The organism is Bradyrhizobium sp. I71 (assembly GCF_022354745.1).
Lineage (GTDB): Bacteria > Pseudomonadota > Alphaproteobacteria > Rhizobiales > Xanthobacteraceae > Bradyrhizobium > Bradyrhizobium liaoningense.
The window spans coordinates 5,469,067-5,488,308 of the sequence record NZ_CP059398.1; the positions used below are offsets into that span (position 1 = coordinate 5,469,067).

27 protein-coding genes and 1 pseudogene are annotated in these 19,242 nt (G+C 64.2%); 15 read left to right on the forward strand and 13 right to left on the reverse strand.

Annotated features, from left to right (window positions below; translation table 11 throughout):
• Positions 1–515: 515 nt before the first annotated feature.
• The gene (locus FJV43_RS26320) at positions 516–1,028 is read right to left on the reverse strand and encodes a DUF4142 domain-containing protein (protein WP_239621955.1); all 513 of its coding nucleotides are present in this window, start codon (positions 1,026–1,028) and stop codon (positions 516–518) included.
• A gap of 93 nt (positions 1,029–1,121) precedes the next feature.
• On the opposite strand from FJV43_RS26320, the gene FJV43_RS26325 reads away from it, so the two are divergent.
• The 3 genes from FJV43_RS26325 (at position 1,122) to FJV43_RS26330 (ending at position 1,840) form a co-directional block, all read left to right on the forward strand.
• Entirely contained in the window at positions 1,122–1,316 is a 195-nt protein-coding gene (locus tag FJV43_RS26325) for a hypothetical protein (protein WP_131866419.1), read from the forward strand.
• A gap of 117 nt (positions 1,317–1,433) precedes the next feature.
• On the forward strand, positions 1,434–1,565 hold the full coding sequence (locus tag FJV43_RS37195) for a hypothetical protein (protein WP_256456330.1): 132 nt from the start codon (positions 1,434–1,436) through the stop codon (positions 1,563–1,565).
• Positions 1,566–1,636: 71 nt separating this feature from the next.
• Complete coding sequence (locus tag FJV43_RS26330) at positions 1,637–1,840, forward strand: hypothetical protein (RefSeq protein WP_131866421.1); 204 nt, start codon at positions 1,637–1,639, stop codon at positions 1,838–1,840.
• Between the two features lie 151 nt (positions 1,841–1,991).
• Here the strand turns inward: FJV43_RS26330 and FJV43_RS26335 are convergent, their stop codons facing one another.
• Positions 1,992–2,240 (reverse strand): hypothetical protein, encoded by a 249-nt coding sequence (locus tag FJV43_RS26335; protein ID WP_239621956.1) that lies wholly within the window; start codon positions 2,238–2,240, stop codon positions 1,992–1,994.
• A 174-nt stretch (positions 2,241–2,414) separates the two neighbouring features.
• On the opposite strand from FJV43_RS26335, the gene FJV43_RS26340 reads away from it, so the two are divergent.
• Entirely contained in the window at positions 2,415–2,594 is a 180-nt protein-coding gene (locus FJV43_RS26340; protein WP_239621957.1) for a hypothetical protein, read from the forward strand.
• Between the two features lies 1 nt (position 2,595).
• Here the strand turns inward: FJV43_RS26340 and FJV43_RS26345 are convergent, their stop codons facing one another.
• The 7 genes and pseudogenes from FJV43_RS26345 to FJV43_RS26375 form a co-directional block, all read right to left on the reverse strand.
• Positions 2,596–3,078: a hypothetical protein gene (locus FJV43_RS26345; RefSeq protein ID WP_239621958.1), complete on the reverse strand. Its 483-nt coding sequence runs from the start codon at positions 3,076–3,078 to the stop codon at positions 2,596–2,598.
• Positions 3,078–3,425 carry a DUF3147 family protein gene (locus FJV43_RS26350; protein ID WP_239621959.1) on the reverse strand — a complete coding sequence of 116 codons (348 nt, stop codon included), beginning with the start codon at positions 3,423–3,425 and terminating at the stop codon, positions 3,078–3,080. The genes FJV43_RS26345 and FJV43_RS26350 overlap by 1 nt, the downstream gene beginning before the upstream one ends.
• Positions 3,422–4,009: a phosphatase PAP2 family protein gene (locus tag FJV43_RS26355; RefSeq protein ID WP_239621960.1), complete on the reverse strand. Its 588-nt coding sequence runs from the start codon at positions 4,007–4,009 to the stop codon at positions 3,422–3,424. Before FJV43_RS26355 ends, FJV43_RS26350 begins: the two co-directional genes overlap by 4 nt.
• A gap of 98 nt (positions 4,010–4,107) precedes the next feature.
• A pseudogene (locus FJV43_RS26360) lies at positions 4,108–4,320 on the reverse strand (SDR family oxidoreductase); the annotation flags it as partial.
• 204 nt (positions 4,321–4,524) lie between these two features.
• Positions 4,525–5,076: a DUF4142 domain-containing protein gene (locus FJV43_RS26365; protein WP_239621961.1), complete on the reverse strand. Its 552-nt coding sequence runs from the start codon at positions 5,074–5,076 to the stop codon at positions 4,525–4,527.
• Between the two features lie 83 nt (positions 5,077–5,159).
• A complete protein-coding gene (locus tag FJV43_RS26370) occupies positions 5,160–5,390 on the reverse strand; it encodes a hypothetical protein (RefSeq protein ID WP_061878420.1) in 231 nt (76 codons plus the stop codon).
• Between the two features lie 8 nt (positions 5,391–5,398).
• Complete coding sequence (locus FJV43_RS26375) at positions 5,399–7,186, reverse strand: thiamine pyrophosphate-requiring protein (protein ID WP_239621962.1); 1,788 nt, start codon at positions 7,184–7,186, stop codon at positions 5,399–5,401.
• A gap of 145 nt (positions 7,187–7,331) precedes the next feature.
• Between FJV43_RS26375 and FJV43_RS26380 the strand changes: the two genes are divergently transcribed.
• The 8 genes from FJV43_RS26380 to FJV43_RS26415 all read left to right on the forward strand — a co-directional run bounded on the left by FJV43_RS26380 (position 7,332) and on the right by FJV43_RS26415 (position 13,357).
• Positions 7,332–7,706: a PRC-barrel domain-containing protein gene (locus FJV43_RS26380; RefSeq protein WP_239621963.1), complete on the forward strand. Its 375-nt coding sequence runs from the start codon at positions 7,332–7,334 to the stop codon at positions 7,704–7,706.
• Positions 7,707–7,727: 21 nt separating this feature from the next.
• Entirely contained in the window at positions 7,728–7,886 is a 159-nt protein-coding gene (locus FJV43_RS26385) for a hypothetical protein (protein ID WP_239621964.1), read from the forward strand.
• A gap of 65 nt (positions 7,887–7,951) precedes the next feature.
• Positions 7,952–8,167, forward strand: a complete 216-nt coding sequence (locus FJV43_RS26390; protein ID WP_239629842.1) for a hypothetical protein — start codon at positions 7,952–7,954, stop codon at positions 8,165–8,167.
• A gap of 223 nt (positions 8,168–8,390) precedes the next feature.
• Positions 8,391–9,128, forward strand: a complete 738-nt coding sequence (locus FJV43_RS26395) for an SDR family oxidoreductase (protein ID WP_239621965.1) — start codon at positions 8,391–8,393, stop codon at positions 9,126–9,128.
• A gap of 62 nt (positions 9,129–9,190) precedes the next feature.
• Positions 9,191–10,192: a nitronate monooxygenase family protein gene (locus tag FJV43_RS26400; protein WP_239621966.1), complete on the forward strand. Its 1,002-nt coding sequence runs from the start codon at positions 9,191–9,193 to the stop codon at positions 10,190–10,192.
• A gap of 109 nt (positions 10,193–10,301) precedes the next feature.
• Positions 10,302–10,721: a hypothetical protein gene (locus FJV43_RS26405; protein ID WP_239621967.1), complete on the forward strand. Its 420-nt coding sequence runs from the start codon at positions 10,302–10,304 to the stop codon at positions 10,719–10,721.
• Between the two features lie 118 nt (positions 10,722–10,839).
• A complete protein-coding gene (locus FJV43_RS26410; RefSeq protein ID WP_239621968.1) occupies positions 10,840–12,405 on the forward strand; it encodes an alkaline phosphatase D family protein in 1,566 nt (521 codons plus the stop codon).
• Between the two features lie 133 nt (positions 12,406–12,538).
• Positions 12,539–13,357, forward strand: coding sequence for an aldo/keto reductase (locus tag FJV43_RS26415; protein ID WP_239621969.1), 819 nt, complete (start codon positions 12,539–12,541; stop codon positions 13,355–13,357).
• 60 nt (positions 13,358–13,417) lie between these two features.
• Here FJV43_RS26415 and FJV43_RS26420 read toward each other — a convergent pair whose 3' ends face one another.
• Positions 13,418–13,648, reverse strand: coding sequence for a hypothetical protein (locus tag FJV43_RS26420; protein WP_061878705.1), 231 nt, complete (start codon positions 13,646–13,648; stop codon positions 13,418–13,420).
• A gap of 173 nt (positions 13,649–13,821) precedes the next feature.
• Entirely contained in the window at positions 13,822–14,274 is a 453-nt protein-coding gene (locus FJV43_RS26425) for a hypothetical protein (RefSeq protein ID WP_239621970.1), read from the reverse strand.
• A 158-nt stretch (positions 14,275–14,432) separates the two neighbouring features.
• Between FJV43_RS26425 and FJV43_RS26430 the strand changes: the two genes are divergently transcribed.
• Positions 14,433–14,705, forward strand: a complete 273-nt coding sequence (locus tag FJV43_RS26430; RefSeq protein WP_239621971.1) for a helix-turn-helix domain-containing protein — start codon at positions 14,433–14,435, stop codon at positions 14,703–14,705.
• Positions 14,706–14,723: 18 nt separating this feature from the next.
• Positions 14,724–15,578 (forward strand): 3,4-dihydroxyphenylacetate 2,3-dioxygenase, encoded by an 855-nt coding sequence (gene hpaD, locus FJV43_RS26435; RefSeq protein WP_239621972.1) that lies wholly within the window; start codon positions 14,724–14,726, stop codon positions 15,576–15,578.
• 10 nt (positions 15,579–15,588) lie between these two features.
• Here the strand turns inward: hpaD and FJV43_RS26440 are convergent, their stop codons facing one another.
• Positions 15,589–16,821, reverse strand: a complete 1,233-nt coding sequence (locus FJV43_RS26440) for a PLP-dependent aminotransferase family protein (RefSeq protein WP_239621973.1) — start codon at positions 16,819–16,821, stop codon at positions 15,589–15,591.
• Positions 16,822–16,872: 51 nt separating this feature from the next.
• Positions 16,873–17,376, reverse strand: coding sequence for a DUF3124 domain-containing protein (locus tag FJV43_RS26445; protein WP_239629608.1), 504 nt, complete (start codon positions 17,374–17,376; stop codon positions 16,873–16,875).
• 91 nt (positions 17,377–17,467) lie between these two features.
• Here FJV43_RS26445 and FJV43_RS26450 point away from each other — a divergent pair, with 91 nt between their 5' ends.
• Complete coding sequence (locus FJV43_RS26450; protein WP_239621974.1) at positions 17,468–19,198, forward strand: cation:proton antiporter; 1,731 nt, start codon at positions 17,468–17,470, stop codon at positions 19,196–19,198.
• Positions 19,199–19,242: the final 44 nt, after the last annotated feature.

Here is a 19,242-nt window from a genome sequence, read left to right on the forward strand (position 1 = left end):
GAAATCAAGCGCCAAGGTGCGGCGCGAGGAATTGGAACCCGCTTTGCTCAGCCCGACGGAATTAACAATGATCCGCCGAATTGGTTCCACGCCCAGAAGGATGCCCTCGTGGGAGCCGCCGCTCTGCTCGTCCCTTGCCCGGCATTCCATCCTTCGGAACGGAGCACCGAGCCCTAAGGTTAACCCGCCGAGAGACCCAGGGAGAACGGATATGAAAGCAGGACTCGCCGTCATCGCCATTACTGTGTTTTGCCGCGGGATCGGCTCTGGCACAGGGCGGTGCGCCCAGCGGGCGCGGCGCCGTGACTGGCGATCCCGCCGCAAGCTCCGCCAGCCCGCGGGCGGAAACACCGACCACCGGAACGGCCAGCCAGTCGAATCCAAGCGGCAGCGGCACGTCATCTTCGGGCGGCAAGGATGACAATGGCGATGCGGGTCGGGACAAGATGCCGGAGAGTGATCGCACCGTACGGCCGCAGAGCCAGCAACGTCATCCTAACGACAAGTAGAAACGGCTACTTGTCCGCCATGGTACGCTCGGCGTCCCTGACTTGCGAGCGCAACATCGGGAGCTGTTCGCGCGCGAACGCTGCGAGCGCTGCATTGTCGGGCGCCTTCAGATAGCGCTCGAGCAGTCCGATGACCGATTCATATTCGGGAATCTGCGCGGCATAGAAGCTCCTGACGTAGGTCGGGCCATCCGACATCTCGGGCTCGACCAGGCTCGCAGTCGAGGATGTTGCCTTGCCGACGCGCGGCTCTGCGCCAATGGCCTCCTGGACCTTCTTCAGGCTCTTGTCGCGCTTGGCCGCTTCCTCGGCGCGCAGGGCAGCGAGGTTCTTGACTTCTGCATTGCCCTTGAGGTCGGTATTCTCGAGAAGACCCTGTTGAAATCGGCTGAAATTGTAGACGCCGCTGATAACCTCGATCGCGGTCGGTGACCGTTCGCCGGGCTTTCGCTCGCCGGTGCTGTCGGCAAGCGCCGCAGTGTTGATGAACGCCAGGATGAGGACGGCAAGAACTCGCATCGGTATCAATGATGAACGGCTTGCGAAGTTCCCTGACCATTACGATCCGGTAAGCGGGTTGCGGCGCGAGAGTTCCGTCCCCACGTCCTCCACATGAAACAGTCTGACATCTTCAGGGATAACGCCGACAATTGTCTTCAGCTTGCCGAGCGAGCCGAGGGACAACCCGCCCATAAGCGCTATTCGCGCATGGCCGACGCCTGGACGGCGCTCGCCAACGAGCAGGATTGGCTCGACGGCGAAGTCCCGCCCGTTGCGGTCCGCGCTCCTCCAAAGCGGAAGGCGTGAGCCGCTCGTTCTCGCGAATCTGCGTGTGAGACCGCTCACGGAAGGCAAGCGACCGATTTGCGATCATCCGGGAACATTCGATCGCGTCGATTTCCAGTTCAGAAGGAGGTTTTGGCGATGGCTCCACGTCTGGCTCTTCTTTCCCTCATTCTCGCCTTTGGCGTCTCGGTCGCGTTCGCGACGGTGACGACGTTGCGGCAGGTGCATCTCGAGAACGCATCTGCCGCGATCCACGCGGTGCGCAGTTAGCGCTGTACCGGAACATTCGACGCCGCGGTGCGTAGGCGTTCCGAGACACCAGAACAAGCGAGAACCCCACCATGGCCCATTCCGACCAAGGCATCGTCAAGGACAAGCGCGGGGAGGAGCAGCCGCGTGACAAGGAGCGTGCACAGTCCGTGCACAAGACGAACCCGAAAGGTTCGCCTTCGCGTGAAGCGACGCGCGATCCCAAGCTGAATGACAATAGCAAGACGCCAGGCTCCGGCGTGATGCCGGACGGCTCTAGCGACGCGACAGGTTAATTTTCACGAGGAACGAATCCCCGCGGGAAGAGTCGACGGATTGCTTTCGGTTGTCATGCCCCCGGTGCGCCGGAAGCAATCTCCAAGGACGGCCCTGGCACCCACCGTGCCAGGGCCGTTTCCTATGGGCAGAGGGCCTTCTGTGCGTGCGTCAGCCGCTGGTGCCGCTCTCTGGATCTCCCTGAGTATGTCCGTCAGGTCCGCGACCGAGCACGCCAAAGCTGCTTGACTTCACGCCCACGGCGGCATCGACGCCGACGGCGGTCAGTCCGAACCTGAGGAGTTCGCGGACTGCGGCCGCCCGCGTCGGCATTCGGTGCTTGAACCGGAAATCGTCGATGGCGGCCAACTCTTCCGGCGAGAGCATGACCTGAAGGCGCTCGGCGCGAAGGTCGTTCATGGCGATCACGCAAATTGAGTAAGTTGAGTAGTTTACTCAACGAACAAAGCTGGCGGGAGTTCCGCCAGAGTCGGCAAAGTCTCTCAATGAGTAAAAATACACAGTAAAATCAATAAGTTAATTTTGGAAACATATCCTGCCATGGCGCATTCTTCTCGAAAGGGAGGAGAGGCCATGACGGACGAAGTCACGTTACCTCGCAAGCTTTCCGAAGAGCCGGAAGCGTCCAAGGAAGCGTCCAAGCCAGTGCGGCCAAGCCACCAGAAGATCATCGATCAGGTCGAGCGCTGGGCCAACAGCCCGGGGCTCCAGCCGCCGCAATCGCAGACGTCGACGACGGCGAAAGCGGGCTAGTTCAGGGCTTCACGAAGCGGGAGCCCTCCGCCGATGGCGAGTGGGTACCGCGACTGTGCGAGACGATGCGAAGCTTGCGCCTGAGCCACCAGGCCGTCACGGAAACGCTGGCCCAGACCGTCAACGCGGCGATGAAACCGAGTGCGACGCTTGTACCGACGGTGGCATGGAAGACGACAGCGAACGCCGCGAGGCCGATGCCGCCGAGTGCTGCGCCTGCGGCATCGAGCGCTGCGGCCTTCTGTCCGCGACGCCGCCCGTTCAGCCCGGCCTTCTCCTTGGCGTGACGCTCGTGGCTTTCGATCAGCGTCGCGCTGGCACAGAAGATGGCCGGAAGTGCAAGAAAGAGCCCGCCGACAGAAACGCCGAAATGCGAGCCGATAACTCCCGCGAGCACCGTCGCGCAGCCGCCGAGCAGGAAGCGAACGGCGTATTCGTACCACCGCGTCTGTTTCAGTGCCGATGACGACAGCTTCACCAGCATCAGGCGGCACCTCCCAAACCCGCGAGCAGACCGAAGGCAACCCCGAGCCATACGACAAATGCAAGGACCGTCGCGGGGAGCGCGCCGAGACGGATCCTCATCAGGAGATGGCAGACGACGAGGCTGTAGCAGGCGAGCGCGATGGCGCCATAGATCATCGTCCAGCTCGCGGCCGCGGCATATTGCGGGCCGTGCTGGACCACGGCGATGCCAAGGGTGGCCAGCGCGACCGACGGAGCTGCGCCGAGAAGCCCGGCAAAGCTCTTTGGCCGTAGCATGTCACCGAGGATTGCGAAGATGGATACGATCAGCCCGCCGGCGACGAAGCGCACGAGATATTCCGTCATGGCCGTACCCGCGAGGCTTCGGTCCGCTGCTGCGGTGATTTCGCCAGCGTGAACCGCCTGACCAGTCGCTCGACGACGATGCCGAGCGTGAAGCCTGCCACCACGTCGCTGATCCAGTGCGCCAGCAGCGCCACGCGCGTCAGCGACAACGCCACGGCGAGCGAGCGTGCCACGCGGCGCGAGGCCGGCGGCAACAGGCTGGCCGCCGAGGCGAGGGCGCCCATATGCACGGCGTGACCGGAGGGAAACGCGTCGTGGGGGCGTCCCGAATAAGGAATACCGTGCCGGTGGCCGCTCACGGTCAGCCGGTCAGGCCTCGTCTGGTCGAATACGGATTTCAAGACATGCGGCACTATCGCCGTCACCAGCGATACCACCAGGACGTGATCGGCAACGGGACGCCGCTGCGGATGCCGGAGGCAGGTGTAGAGCCATCCGGCAGCAGCGAGCGCGAGCAGCACATGCTCGTCGGCGCCCCAGGTCATTGCCTGGGCGGCATGCTCGAGGCCTGAGTTGGTATTGCGTGCAATCTCGTCGGCGATCGCCGTATCGATCCGGGTGGGTTTCACTGTTACGAGCGCCATCGGTCCGCCGGCGAGTTTTCCTCCATGACAGTTTTGTAAAGCCCGGAGACAAGGAAGGTTCCTGAACTCTCACGGGGCCTTAGCCCGCCGCGCCGCAACTACGGTTGTCCGGAGCCGCCGGCGGCGCCAAAGACCTGTCCCGTCGCATAGCTTGCATCGGCGGCGGCAAGCTGCACGTAGATCGACGCGAGCTCGACAGGCTGGCCGGGACGGCCGAGCGGTGTCATGCCGCCGAATTTTTTGAGCTTGTCCATCGTGGCAGCGCCGGAGACCTGAAGCGGCGTCCAGATCGGTCCGGGCGCGACGGCATTGCAGCGTTTCCTTGCGCTGCTGAGGACGCCAGCGAAGCCGCCGCGAGTGTCGCGCTCGCGGCGTGGACGACGTGCCGGCGGGACAGCGAGGTTTTGCCGTGGTTCGACATCATGCTCTCCGCGATGTTCGAACCTCAATGCGCGGAGACGGTCGTCGTTGCCAAGCGAAGGACGCCGGACGCGCCGGCGTCCTTCAGCAATGCGTTACTTGGTTTGACCGACGCTCGGCGCCTTGCCGAGCTCCTTGGCCATGTCGAGGTGGTGCTTCAGTGCCGGCAGGGTCTTGCCGGCCCAATCCTTGAGCGCGGCATTGTCGCCGCCCTTGGCATAGCGTTCGAACAGGGAGACGGCATCCTCATGGGCGCTGACCTGATAGGAATTGTAGTCCGAGCTGAAGTCCTTGCCGGAGGCGTTCTTGAGCTTGTCGAGCTTGCTCTGATGGGAGCTGTCGAGCGCGGTCGGTAGCGTCGCCTGCACCTTGCTGTCGTTGACAAGCCCCTTGAGCTCGGTGCTGGTCTTGGTGTGATCGGTCACCATCTGTTGGGCGAAGCTCTTTTCCTGCGCGTTGCCCTTTTGCTGGGCGAGCTTGCTCGATTCGATCTCGAACATGTCGCTGATCGCCACCTGCTTGACGAAGTCGGCAGTGGATGGCGCGACGCCGAGCGCCGAGTTGACGCCGGTCTTCTCGCCGAGCGACTGGGCGAGCGCGGGGCCCGCGAGAGCCACGCAGGCAAGTGCGATGATGGTTCGCTTCATGGTCAGATCCCTCCGATAAGTCGCGCGGCCGTTTGCCGGCGAATGTGCGCCGACCAACACGTCGCAACAGCCGAGGTTCCTAATCACCGGCCCGCAGGACGGCGACCGGTCCGCGGATTGAGCGGATCGGTCGCCTTTCGCCGCAGCCGCTCCGGAAGGAAAGGCTCCGCCGGCGTGGGGGTCGCATCAGCGCGTACGTCCGCGTGGTGCTGCGCCCGCTCATGCGGCGTGCGGTTGTCGTTGATCTGCCGCTTGACGTCGAGGCCTCCGACCGGATCGTTGACGCCGTGCTGGATGTCGCGGAAGTCACTCATTGTTCACCTCATTGCTTCCCGGGCAGGATCGATTCGAACATCTGGCGCGCCGCACCCTTGATCATCCCGCTCTCGTTCGGATCGCCCTTCATCAAGGCGAGCGAGAAATTCTTCGCCTGCTGGAGCGTGATGTGCGGCGGCAGCGGCGGCACCTCGGGATCGGTTTTCACCTCCAGCACCACCGGCATCTCGCTCCCCAGCGCCTGCTCCCAGGCCGGGCCGAGCAGCTGTGGGCTGTCGACGAAGATGCCGGTGAGGCCGATCAGCTCGGCGAAGCGCGAATAGGAGACATCGGGAATGCGCTGCGAAGCCTCGAATTTGGGATCACCGTTGATGATGCGTTGCTCCCAGGTGACCTGGTTGAGGTCTTCGTTGTTGAAGACGCAGACGATGAAGCGCGGATCCCGCCACGTGCGCCAGTATTTCGCAGCCGTGATCAGTTCGGCCATGTTGTTCATCTGCATCGCGCCATCGCCGACCAGCGCGATCACCGGCCGGTCCGGCTGGGCGTATTTCGCGGCGAGCGCATAGGGAACCGCGGCGCCCATCGAGGCGAGACCGCCGGACAGCGAAGCCGTCATGCCGCGCCGCATCTTCAGGTCCCGCGCGAACCAGTTGGCACACGAGCCGGAATCGCTGGTGATGATGGCGCGGTCGGGCAGGCGCGGGGACAGTTCCCAGGCGACGAGCTGCGGGTTGACGGGCGCCGCGGGTTGATGTGCGCGGTCGTCCAGCGTCTTCCACCATCTCGCAGCATCGTCCTCAATGCCGCGGCGCCAGGCGTCGTCAGCCTTGGGCGCGAGTCGCGGCAGCAATGCGCGCAGCGTCTCGGCGGCGTCGCCGACGAGACCGACCTCCATGGGAAAGCGGATCGACAGCATGCTGGCGTCGATATCGATCTGAACGCCGCGCGCGCTGCCTTCCTTGGGCAGGAATTCGGCGTAGGGAAAGGCCGAGCCGACCATCAGCAGCGTGTCGCACTCCATCATCATGTTGTAGCTGGGCTCGGTGCCGAGCAGGCCGATCGAGCCTGTGACCCACGGCAGGTCGTCGGGCAGCGCGGCCTTGCCGAGCAGTGCCTTGGCGCAGCCGGCCGACAGCCGCTCGGCAACCGCGATCACCTCGTCGGTGGCGTGAAGCGCGCCAGCGCCGACGAGCATCGCGACCTTCTTGCCGGCGTTGAGCACCTCCGCGGCGCGGTCGAGATCGGCCTCACGCGGCGTGATGCTGGGTGGGCTGTAGCCAATGCCGGAATGCAGCGTGCCGTGTTCACGGGGCGGATCCTCGTAAGGCTCCTCCTGCAGGTCGTTGGGCAGGATGATCACGGTCGGAGTCCGCCGCGCCAGCGCAATCCGCACCGCCCGGTCGATCAGGTGCCGCACTTGCGCAGGCGAGGATGCCTGCATGACGTAGGCGCCGGCAACGTCCTTGAACATCGAGAGAAGATCGAGTTCCTGCTGATAGTGGCCGCCGAGGGCGTTGCGCGACTGCTGGCCGACAATCGCCAGCACCGGCTGGTGATCGAGCAGCGCATCGTAGAGCCCGGTGACGAGATGCGAGGCGCCGGGGCCGGAGGTCGCAATGCAGACGCCGAGCTCGCCCGAGAACTTTGCGTAGGCGGTCGCCATGAACGCTGCCATTTCCTCATGCCGCGCCTGCACGAAGCCGATGTTGCCGCCGGCCCGGTTCATCGCACCGAACACGCCGTTGATGCCGTCGCCGGGATAGCCGAAGATGTGGCGCACGCCCCATTGATGCAGACGCTGGACGATGAAGTCGGAGACGGTCTGGGACATTGGGTGTGGCCCTTGTTTTGTCAGGTGCGTGAAACTCAGAGAACGGCTCGTTTGGTGCGATGTTCCTGACCGCTCGCGGAACATGCACCGGAACGATCCCGTGCCTATCCGGTTGGTTTTGCACGTGGCCGAGTGGAGAATTGCGATGTTGAACCAAGACGAACTGGATCGCAGTGAGACGGGCCGTTTGATCGGCAGCGACAAGGTCGAGGGAACATCGGTCTATGGCGCCGATCGCAACCGGATCGGCTCGATCGAACGCGTGATGATCGACAAGATCAGTGGCCAGGTGTCCTACGCCGTGCTCGGCTTTGGTGGATTCCTGGGACTGGGCAACGACCACTATCCGTTGCCTTGGCAGTCGCTGAAATACGACACAGAGCTTGGCGGTTATGTCACCGGCATCACCACCAAGGAGCTGGAAGGCGCGCCCAAATATGGCTCACGAAGCGATTGGAACTGGGGTGATGACGCCGCCGTGCGTGGTATCAACTCCTATTACGGCGTCCCCTTCGCTTGACGTTTCAGGAAAGTGAGATCGATGAGCAAGGAACGGCCCAACGACGATCCCCGGCAGCAGAACGACTGGGGTTCGCATCGACAGACGGACAAGCCCTGGAAGGGTAACCCCGAGAAGGAGCAGGGATCGGACAAGGTCAAACCCGATCTCGAGAAGTGGCACGAGGCGAAGACGCACTGAAGGTGCGTGTGCCCCATGGCAACCTAGTGAGCAAGCGCGGCGTCCATGGGTGCCGGGCTGCTCCTTTGAGCCGCGCGATCACGAATGACAGCGCTGCTGTTGCAGGGCGGGGCGACGAGCGCGGCCGGCCGCTGCTGCTCGAGCACAATATCTGCGGCAAGCTGTTCGATCCCGTCAAGCTGTTCGATCCCGTGATGGTGTGCTCGGAATGCGGCGAGCCGCTGCACGCCAAGCAGGTGCATGTGCATGCGGGGCCGGGGCGGGACCAGGCGGTGGGGTGAGAAGGCGCGGGATAGCGAACAGGGCTCTTCGTCCAGCGTGTCCCACTTCATGGTGCGGTCTCCGGCGACAGTCAGTCTAAAAAAGGAACTGACATGAAGAGTCAATGCATTATCGAAACAATACTACCAATATTCCCTTGAGTGTGATAGTTCTATTTCAGAACTATAATATTCGGTACACTGCCCGCCGCATGCCCATAGCGGCTCACCGGAGGAGGTGACCTTGCCCAAGCGAAACGCCACAGCGGCCGTCATCGGGGCCGGCGATTTCATCGGCTCCGAAATCGCCAGGAAGTTTGCCGCCGAGGGGTTCTCGATCTTCGCCGGCCGCCGCAATGGCGACAAGCTCGCGCCATTGGTGCAAGATATCGAAGCCGCCGGCGGTGACATCCACGCGCGCTCGCTCGATGCGCGGAAGGAGGATGAAGTCATCGCCTTCCTCGATGACGCCGACAAGCACGCGCCGCTGGAAGTCTGCATCTTCAATGTCGGCGCCAACGTCAACTTTCCGATCCTCGACACCACCGAGCGCGTGTTCCGGAAAGTGTGGGAGATGGCCTGCTATTCCGGCTTCCTTGCGGGGCGCGAGGCGGCGCGGCTCATGCTGCCGCGCGGCGGCGGCAACATCTTCTTCACTGGCGCCACCGCCTCCTTGCGCGGCGGCAGCGGCTATGCCGCCTTCGCCAGCGCCAAGTTCGGCCTGCGCGCGGTGGCGCAGGCGATGGCGCGCGAGCTCGGGCCGGAGAACATCCACGTCGCCCATCTCATCATCGATTCCGGGGTCGACACCGAATGGGTGCGGCAGCGCAGGCTCGAAGCACTCGGGCCGAATGCGCTCGACAATCCCGATCTGTTGATGCCGCCGTCGTCGGTCGCGAACGCCTATTGGCAGCTCTACCAGCAGCCGAAGAGCGCCTGGACCTTCGAGATGGATATCCGCCCGTTCGGAGAGAAATGGTGACCGCGGTGCAAAAGTCCGGCTAGACTGATCTCAACATCAAGCAAATTCCGGGAGGTACTTAAGTGAAGACCGCGATCACCGAACTGTTCGGCATCGAGCACCCCATCATTCAGGGCGGCATGCATTTCGTCGGCTTTGCCGAACTGGCCGCCGCCGTCTCCAATGCCGGCGGGCTCGGCATCATCACCGGTCTCACGCAGAAGACGCCGGAATTGCTCGCGAAGGAGATCGCGCGCTGCCGCGACTTGACCGACAAGCCGTTCGGCGTGAACCTCACCTTCCTGCCGACCTTCTCGGCGCCGCCCTATCCCGAGTACATTGCGGCCATCGTCGAAGGTGGCATCAAGGCGGTGGAGACCGCAGGCCGCAGCCCGGAAGCCTACATGCCGGCCCTGAAGGCGGCCGGCATCAAGGTCATCCACAAATGCACCTCGGTCCGCCACTCCCTGAAAGCCGAACGCATCGGCTGCGATGCCGTCAGCGTCGACGGCTTCGAGTGTGGCGGACATCCCGGCGAGGACGACATTCCCAACATGATCCTGCTGCCGCGCGCGGCGGAAGAGCTGAAGATTCCGTTCGTCGCCTCCGGCGGCATGGCCGATGGACGCAGCCTGGTCGCGGCGCTCGCGCTGGGCGCGGCGGGCATGAACATGGGCACACGTTTCATCGCCACCAAGGAAGCTCCGGTGCATCAGAACGTGAAGAATGCGCTCGTCGCGGCGACCGAGCTCGACACCCGCCTGATCATGCGGAGCTTGCGCAACACCGAGCGCGTGCTGAAGAACGCCAATGTCGACCGCCTGCTCGAGATCGAGCGCGAGAAGGGCGACAAGCTCACGATCGACGACATCCATGATCAGGTCGCGGGCGTCTATCCCAGGATCATGCTGGACGGCCAGATGGACGCCGGCGCCTGGAGCTGCGGCATGGTCGCCGGCCTGATCCACGACATCCCGTCCTGCAAGGAGCTGATCGATCGCATCATGGCAGAGGCGGAGACCATCATCCGCAGCCGTCTGATCGGGTTCCTGGACGGGACGGGAGCGGCGCGAAAGGTCGCCTGACACCGTCAAACTTCTTAACCACGGCGGCATTGGACCGCTGGAATTGCGCGCGACGCCTCCTAAATAGGGGTAAATTACCCCTTTAATGAATCAATTTCAGGAGGCGTCCGTGGTCCTGAAAAACGTTCCCTTCGCAATTGCCTTTGCCCTTGTGATCGCAGGGGGCGGCATTGCGCGCGCTGACGACTACAAGCCCGGCGAATATCTCGGCCTCAATCTCTCCAAGGCCGTCCTGTCGCCGAAGCGTCTCGGGCCGGAGACGCGCTTCGCGCCGGTGGCACTCGAAGCGCGCGGCGGCAACGAGGCGCAGGCTCGAGTTGAGCCTGTCGACGTGCCGAAGAAGGTTGCTGCCGAGCGCGTTCGTGTTGCCGAGCCAAAGGCCGCTCATACCAGGAGCGCACAGGCGCGCGGCGCGGCCCGTGCGAAGCTTGCGCGCCGCCACGGCAATCCGCTCGACGCGCAGGCAATGGATACCCGCATCCAGACCTGGCCATGCCGCTCCGGCGGTATCTGCAACTGGAAGCGTTAGTCGAGGCCAAAGCCGTCATCGCCGCGTCGCAAAACCGTAGGCGCGGAGTCAAGAAACCGTAAGCTGGAAGTTAAGGAGCGCAGGCACCTTCCGTCGTGATTCGACGAAGGTTTCCTGAATGGCAACGCTCCGCGCTCCGCGCGCATGGACCCGGCGGCAGTTCCTGGTCCGCTCCGCCTCCAGCCTCGCGGTCGCCTCGCTTGCGAAGCCCTCCATCAGTCGTGCCGCCGACCGCCCGCAGATCGCGGGCGGGATCCAGTCCGGCGACGTCTCGGAGGGCTCGGCCGTGATCTGGGCGCGCGCCGACCGGCCTGCGCGGATGCAGGTGGAGTGCTCGACCGTCGAGAGCTTCAAAACGATCATTGCGTCGGCTTCCAGTGATGCATTGCCGGACGCCGATCTCACCTCAAAACTGCTGCTGACCGATCTGCCACCGGGCCAGGATATCTTCTACCGCGTGTGCTTCGACGACATTGCCACTGGTGTCGCCGGCGAAAGCCGGCTCGGCCATTTCCGCACGGCGCCGATTGCGGGCCAGTCGATATCGTTCCTGTGGTCCGGCGATACCGCGGGGCAGGGCTGGGGCATCGACGTCTCGCGCGGCGGCTATCGCAGCTATCGGACCATGCTCGACAACCGGCCAGATTTCTTCATCCACTCCGGCGACCACATCTATGCCGACTGCCCGATTCCTTCCGAGTTGAAACTGCCGAACGGCGAGACCTGGCGCAATGTCGTGACCGAGGAAAAGTCCGACGTCGCGCATACCCTGGCGCAGTTCCGCGGCAATTACAAATACAACCACCTCGACGAACACTTCCGTGCCTTCCACGCCGAGGTGCCGATGTTCGCGCAATGGGACGATCATGAGGTCACCAACGACTGGTCGCCGACCGGCAGCTATGACGAGGCCGGATGCGAGGACGACGGCACGCCGCGGCTGGTTGCGCGCGCCCGCCGCGCCTTCTTCGACTTCATGCCGATCCGCGACATCGGCGCGCGGCAGGGCCGGGTCTATCGCAAGATCGGCTACGGCCCGCTGCTCGACGTCTTCATGATCGACATGCGCAGTTTTCGCGACGAGACCTGGAACAAGGGCGACGACCATCGCGGCTGGATCCTCGGAACCGAGCAGCTCGCCTGGCTCAAGCGGGAGCTCGCCGCCTCGCGCGCAACCTGGAAGGTCATCGCGGCCGACTTGCCGATCGGCCTGATCAGCCTGGACGCCGTCGCGCTCGGCAACGGGCCGCCCGACCGGCGCGAGCACGAGATCGCCGATCTGCTCTCTTCCATCAAGCGCGCCGGCATCCGCAACATCGTCTGGCTCACCGCCGACATGCACTACACCGCTGCGCACTACTACGACCCGAACAAAGCGCAGTTCCAGGATTTCGAGCCGTTCTGGGAGTTCGTCTCCGGTCCGTTGCATGCCGGCAGCTGGGGGCCTGGCGAGCTCGACGACACCTTTGGCCCGGTCGCGATGTATCAGCAGGGCTGCAGTGCAGCGCAGGGCGAGAACCTCGCGCCATGTTTCGGACTGCAGTTCTTCGGCAGGGTCGACATCGATGGCCGTAGCGGTGTGATGACGGTGACCTTGAAGGATGTGGAAAATCGCGACCTCTGGTCGGTTGAGATCGATCCGCAGCCGCAAGCGCGTCCGGCATTGATCGCAGAGCATTCGTAGGCCGCTAACCCGATCTTGACTGGCCGCGCCACGCCTCCCGCGCTATGGTGGCTATCCCGCCACCCACTCTTCATCACCGAAAAGTCTGCTCCCGCGGCTATCCTGCGGGCTGAAATGCGTCAGGAGCTGCTTCATGGACCATCTGAGAACGCAGGGCATCAGCTTGCCCAAGCTCGGCCTCGGTACCTTCCGCATGCAGGGCGATGCCTGCCGCGCCGCAGTCGAGAGCGCGCTGTCGATCGGCTATCGCCACATCGATACTGCCGAGATGTATGCCAATGAGGAGCCGATCGGCTCGGCCATCGCGTCGTCCCGCGTGCCGCGCGGCGAACTGCACGTCACCACGAAAGTCTGGCACGAGAACCTCGCCCCTGACGCGATCCGGCGTGCGTTCGATGCCAGCCTGAAGAAGCTCAGGCTCGACCATGTCGATCTCTATCTCGTGCATTGGCCGTCGAAGGCTGCGAACTGGGGCGCGGTGTTCGAGACGCTGATGAAGCTCAAGGAGGAGGGGCGCACGCGGGCCATCGGCGTTGCCAATTTCACCACGGCGCTGCTCAAGGTCGCGGTCGAGGACATCAAGGCGCCGATCGCCTGCAACCAGGTCGAATATCACGCCATGCTCGATCAATCGAAGGTGCTGGCCTATCTCCAGGCCAAGTCGATTCCGCTCGTCGCTTATTGTCCGCTGGCGCAGGGGCGCATCGCCTCGGATCCGGTGCTGGCCGAGATCGGCGCCAGGCACGACGCGACCGCCGCGCAGGTCGCGTTGAAATGGCTGCTCGACCAGAACGGCGTCGCCGCAATCCCGAAGGCCTCGCGCCGCGAGAGCCAACAGGCCAATCTCGACGCGCTGAAGATCACGCTCGACGATTCCGACCGCAAGAAAATCGCCGCGCTGTCGAAGGACAGGCGCTGCGTCAATCCCGGCTTCGCGCCGGCGTGGGATTAGCTCGCGTGCTTGGGCAACAGAAATGGCCCCGTGAGGGGCCATTTTCATTTGCGTTGCGCATTAGTCCCAGTGATGGTGGCGGTGGCTGCGCTTGATCACGACCACTCGGTCTCCGCGATGGTGGCGATGCCAGCCGCGGTCATGGTGATGCATACGATATTCGGCGCGGGCGCCGTGCGGACCGTGATGATGATGACCGCGCTTGATCACCACCGTCTCTGCGCTTGCCAGCGTCGGCGCCGCGATCACGAGCGCACCGAGAGCTGCAACCACATAACCAAGCTTCTTCATGATGTCCTTCTCCAAATGAATGCACATCTAAACCGTGTATCCACGCGAACGTTCCGGAGGAACGGGGAGAGAATTCTGAATGGATGTTCAGGTGAGCATGATCCGGACTCAAAGAGCCGCGTCAGGGCAAAGTGTGCGGCGGTTTCCGATCAGATCATGCCTGGGAATGACGGCTAATCGCAGCGTTGCTGCGCGGGCGTTGGTGCGCCGGTGGCGACGTACTTGCCGTCTTTGATCGTGTACTCGCCGCGCTCGCTGCGATTGTAGATCGCGCGCAGACTTCCGTCCTTCTGCAGCAGGAGCCCGAATTCGCGCGTCTGATGCAGCGAGGGGAAGAACACCATCACGTCGAGCAGGCCCTCGGCATTGACTGTGGCCGACACCACCTCGTTCTCGTCTTTGGCTTCGCCGAAATTGCGCCGGTACATCACCCGGCCATCCTTCCTGATCTCGTAGGTCAGGAGCGCGCCCTTGTCGCGGTCCGGCCGGGCCGCGCAGTCGACCGCCCACGAGCCGAGCAGGCCCCATTGCTCGACGGTCGCGGCCAGCGTCTCGGCACCGGCCATGGAGGTGAACGCAACCCACAGCACTACAGCCGCGATCCAGCGGTCCAAACGTCGCATCATGTCCTGAAAAACCCCGCCTCGAAGACTTCCAAAGTGTAGCATCGCGCCGGCGGCGGTTCCACGGCGGCCGGCGATCGCTCGCGAATTTGATCCGCGTCAATGAGGCAGGGCATTTCGAGGGTAGGATGGCATTCCCGAAGGCGAACGTGGATAGACCAATGCTGAATCAAGTCGTGGATTTTGCGGGCGAAGTGCTGCCGGGGAGCTGCGCCGTACCGCCTTATTCCGAAGCGGCGTTTCTGACCGAGCTGGGCGATCGCTTACGGTCCTCGCGCATGCGCTGCGACCTCTCGCGCCGCGAGCTGGCCCGCCGCTCCGGAATCTCCGAGCGCTATATCGCCCAGATCGAGGCCGGCAAGGGCAACGTCTCGATCGTCCTGTTGCTGAGGCTCGCCTCCGCGATCCACAGCAGTCAGCCGCAGGCGGCCTGACGCTTCGAGGTGACGGCCATGGGGCAGCTCGTACTCGCGGCCAAGGTCACCCATGTTCCATCACTGATGCTGTCGGAGCAGCCCGGCAGCCCGCTGCGTGCCGCGCGCGAGCCGGCGGTCAGCTCCTTGCGCGAGCTCGGCCGGCGGGCGAGAGAGCGCGGCGTCACCTGCTTCGTGGTGTTCGATACCCACTGGCTCTCCAATTTCGGCTACCACGTCAATGCCAATGCGCAGCATCGCGGCTCGTTCACGAGCCACGAGGCGCCGCAGATGATCCAGGATCTGCGCTACGATCTGCCGGGTGATACGCGCCTCGCCGAGGCAATCGCGGGCAGGGCGGCAGATGCGGGTCTCAACGTCACCGCCCACCAGGTGGCCAGCCTCGGGCTCGAATACGGCACGATCGTGCCGATGCACTACATGAACCCGGACGGTTTTGCGAAGGTGGTCTCGGTCGCCTCGCCCCTGTTCACCTCGTTCGAGGAGAGCCGGATCCTCGGTGAAGCCACTCGCCGCGCAATCGATGAATCCGATGAACGGGTCGCCGTCCTCGCCAGCGGGTCGCTCTCGCACCGGCTTTGGCCGAACAAGAAGCTCGGCCCCGAGGCGTGGACGTCGGTCGCCAGCGAGTTCAATCGTCAGGTCGACCTGCGCGTGCTCGAGCTGTGGCAGAGCCGCCGCTATCGCGAATTCCTCGACATGCTTCCGGACTACGCCACCAAGTGCAACGGCGAAGGCGGCATGGCCGACACCATCATGCTGTTCGCCGCGCTGGGCTGGTATGACTACCGCGGCGCCGCCGAGCAGCTTTGCGACTATTTTCCATCCTCCGGGAGCGGCCAGGTCAACGTGGAATTCCACGTCGGGGCGTGAGGCAGCAGCTTCAGGCCCGCTTCTCCACATTGGCGCTGCGGGCCGGCACGCCGAATTCCTTGCGGCAGACCTCGGCCAGCACGGCGACGCCCTCGCGGATCTGCTGATGCGTGGGGCTTGCAAAGCACAGCCGCAGCCGCGAGCTGGAATGGCTCTTGTTGGTCGACCATTCCGGCCCCGGATTGATCGAGACGCCGGCGGCGAGCGCGGCTTGGTACAGCTTCAGCGTATCGACCTGGTCGGGCAGCTTCACCCACAGGAAGATTCCGCCCTTGGGCTCCTCGAACTCGGCCGCCGTGCCGAACTGCTCGTTGAGCGCTTCCATCAGCGTGTCGAGCTTGGTGCGCAAGGCCTTCGTCAGGGCCGGCACGTGGGTTGCAAAATGCGGCTTGCAATAGGTGGCGAGCACCATCTGCTCGAGCGCGCCGGAGCCGGCATCCGTCTTCAGCGACAGCATCCGCGACATCACCTCCCAGGGCGCGACGATGAAGCCGACGCGCAGCGCTGGCGCGATCGACTTCGAGAACGAGCCGATATGGATCACGCCGCCGTTCGGGCTCATCGCGTAGATCGCCGGCGGCCGCTGCCCTGACCACACGAGGTCGGCATAGCAATCGTCCTCGAAGATGGGGACGCCGTATTCGGCCGCGAGCCGCACCAGTTCGGCGCGCCGGCTCTCGGGCATGATGCTGCCGGTGGGGTTCTGCACCGTTGGAATTGTGTAGATGTATTTCGGGCGGATGCCGCGGCTCTTCAGGTCGGCCAGCGTCGTCGCCAGCGCGTCCATGCGCATGCCCTCCTTGTCGAGGGGAATGCCGACGACATTGACACCGAGCCGCGCCAGGCGGTTCAGCGAGCCCTGATAGCTATCCTGCTCGAAGATCACGGTGTCGCCGCGCGCCAGCAGCGTGGCATTGACGAGATCCAGCGCCTGGAGCGAGCCGGAGACGATCAGCAGGTCGTCCACCGTGCAGGTGATGCCGGCATCGCGCTTGAGTTTCGTCACCAGGAATTCGCGCAAGGGCAGGTAGCCCTGGGGGCCATGGGCCAGCCCGTAGGTGGCGAGCGAGCGGCCCTCGCGCCGCAGCACCGCGTTGGTCGCTTCGATCAGCTCGTCGAGCGGCACCTGTTCGGAATCATTGTTGCCGCCGACGAAGCTGTATTTGGCAAGGCCCGTCCAGCGCGCAGCGGGGGCCGGCAGCCCTGCCGGAAACAGGGGTGCGAAATCGAAGCTGGACGTCATGGGGCGTTCCTCGTTTTGTTCTTGTTGAGCGGCGGCTTTGCACCGGCCGCCTTACTTCTTGCCGGCCGTCCTGGTCGGGCGGCCTTGGCTGATGAAAGCGTAATGCGCATTGGCGATGCCGCCAACCATCAGGGCCTCGACCACCGGCTCGGCGATCTCGCCCGTGGCGGCCCAGTCGACCAGGAAGTTGGCCCCGGTCCCGCCGCGCACGTCATCGGTCGGAATGAAGATCGAGACGGTGGCGAGCGGCTTCAGCGCGACCGGCGCGTTCAGATAGCTCTCAACCTGCTTGCCTGCGGTGTCGAAATAGGCGATGCGTTTGACGACCAGCGGCTGGGTCTCGGAGGCGTTGTGCACGCTCAAGGTCACCGAGAAGTCGACGCGCAGCTTGCCCTGGCTCATCGCGACGCTGGAATAGGCGGGCACGTAGAACCCACCGGAAACGGCGAGGTCCTCCTTCGGTAGAGCGGTGAGCGAATCGGCAAAGTTTTGTTCGATATTGACCTTGGATTGCGCGGCGAGCGAATCGGCAAAGGCGAGGGGACCTAGCAGCATGGCTGCGACGAGCGCTCTCAGCATGTGACGAATTGCTCGCTTGCCGCACCGCAACCCGCCTCTAGGGTGCGGCAAAACGGACCAATTTGGCATGCACGAGCTCATTCGCGACATCACTCTCTCTATCCTGTTTGCCTGGATGCTGGGCCTGCTCGCCCATTTCTCCCGGCAACCGCTAATCCTGGCCTACCTTATCGCCGGCTTCTGCATAGGTCCATTCGGCGCCGGCTGGGTCCATTCGCAGGAATCGATCAGCGTCATCTCCGAGCTCGGCCTGATCTTCATGCTGTTCATGATTGGGCTCGAAATCGACCTGAAGAAGATCGTGCGGGCAGGGCGGGTGATCCTGTTCGCGGCGGGCAGTCAGCTGCTCGGCGGCTGTCTGCTCGGGGGCCTGTTCTTCGTCGGCATTGGCCTGTCGCTCGGCGGCGGGCATTTCGATGCGGTCTATCTCTGCGTCGCCTGCGCGCTGTCCAGCACCGTCATCATCGTCAAGGTGCTCTATGAGAAACGCGAGCTCGACACGCTGCCGGGCCGCATCACCCTCGGCGTCCTGGTGCTCCAGGACATCTTCGCGATTCTCTTCCTGGCAGTGCAGCCGAGCCTGGCCAATCTGCAGGTCAGCGTCATCCTGCTCTCGATCGGTCGCGTCGCGGTCCTGGTTGCCGCCGCGCTTCTGGTCAGCCGCTATGTGCTGCCGCGCCTGTTCCATCAGATCGCCCGGCGGCCCGAGTTGATCCTGCTCGGCGCGCTGGCCTGGTGCTTCCTCGTTGCCGAGACCGCCGAGCGGCTCTCGCTGTCGCGCGAGATGGGTGCGCTGATTGCCGGCGTGTCGCTCTCGACCTTCCCTTACGCCCTCGACGTGACCGCCAAGGTCACCACGCTGCGCGACTTCTTCATCACGCTGTTCTTCGTCGCGCTGGGGATGACCATCCCCGTGCCCGGCCTCTCGGTGATCGGACTTGCCTTGATGATCGCGGCGTTCACGGTGGTGAGCCGCCTCGTCACCACCTTCACCCCGCTCTACCTGATGAAGCAGGGCTTGCGCGCCAGCCTGTTGCCGGCGCTGAACCTCGCGCAGATCTCCGAGTTCTCGCTGGTGGTGATCCAGACCGGTATCGCCGACCACCATATCGCCGCGGAGACGGCAAATGCCGCCTCCTTCGCCTTCGTGGTGCTGGCGGTGCTCTCGACCTTCGTGATGACCCGCAGCGACGAGATCACCCGCTGGGCGATCGGTCCCCTGAAGCGGATCGGCCTGCGCGACCTCGATCACGGCAGCGGCCATGCCGAGGACGGGCACGAGGGCGGCCATGGCGAGGCCCGCCGCGTCGTCATCCTCGGCTTTTTCCGCGCCGCGAGCGCGCTGCTGGCCGAGATCGAGCGGCAGGCGCCGGTGCTGCTGGAGCAGATCACGGTGGTCGACTTCAACCCCAATGTGTACCAGACCCTGCTTTCGCGCGGCCTGCACGTGATCTACGGCGACATCAGCAATGTCGATACGCTGCTCCATGCCGGCATCGGCAAGTCCGAGATGATCATCCTCAGCGTGCCGGATTCGCTGCTGAAGGGCGCCACCAACGAGAAGCTGGTCCGCCACGTGCGCGCGCTCAATCCGACCGCGCTGATCGTCGCCACGGCCGACCTCCTGGCCGACGTCGGGGCGCTCTACGAGGCCGGCGCCAGCTACGTCACCGTGACCAGGCTCAGCGACGCCCATGAGTTGTTTACCGTGATCGAAGCCGCCCAGGCCGGCCTGCTCGCCGACAAGCGGGCCGAACTCGATCAGCGGCTCGGCGAGCGGCGCGAGGTGCTGCCCTGACGGCGTCCGGCCGCCTTCCTTGCGGGCCCTGCGCGCCTATATCC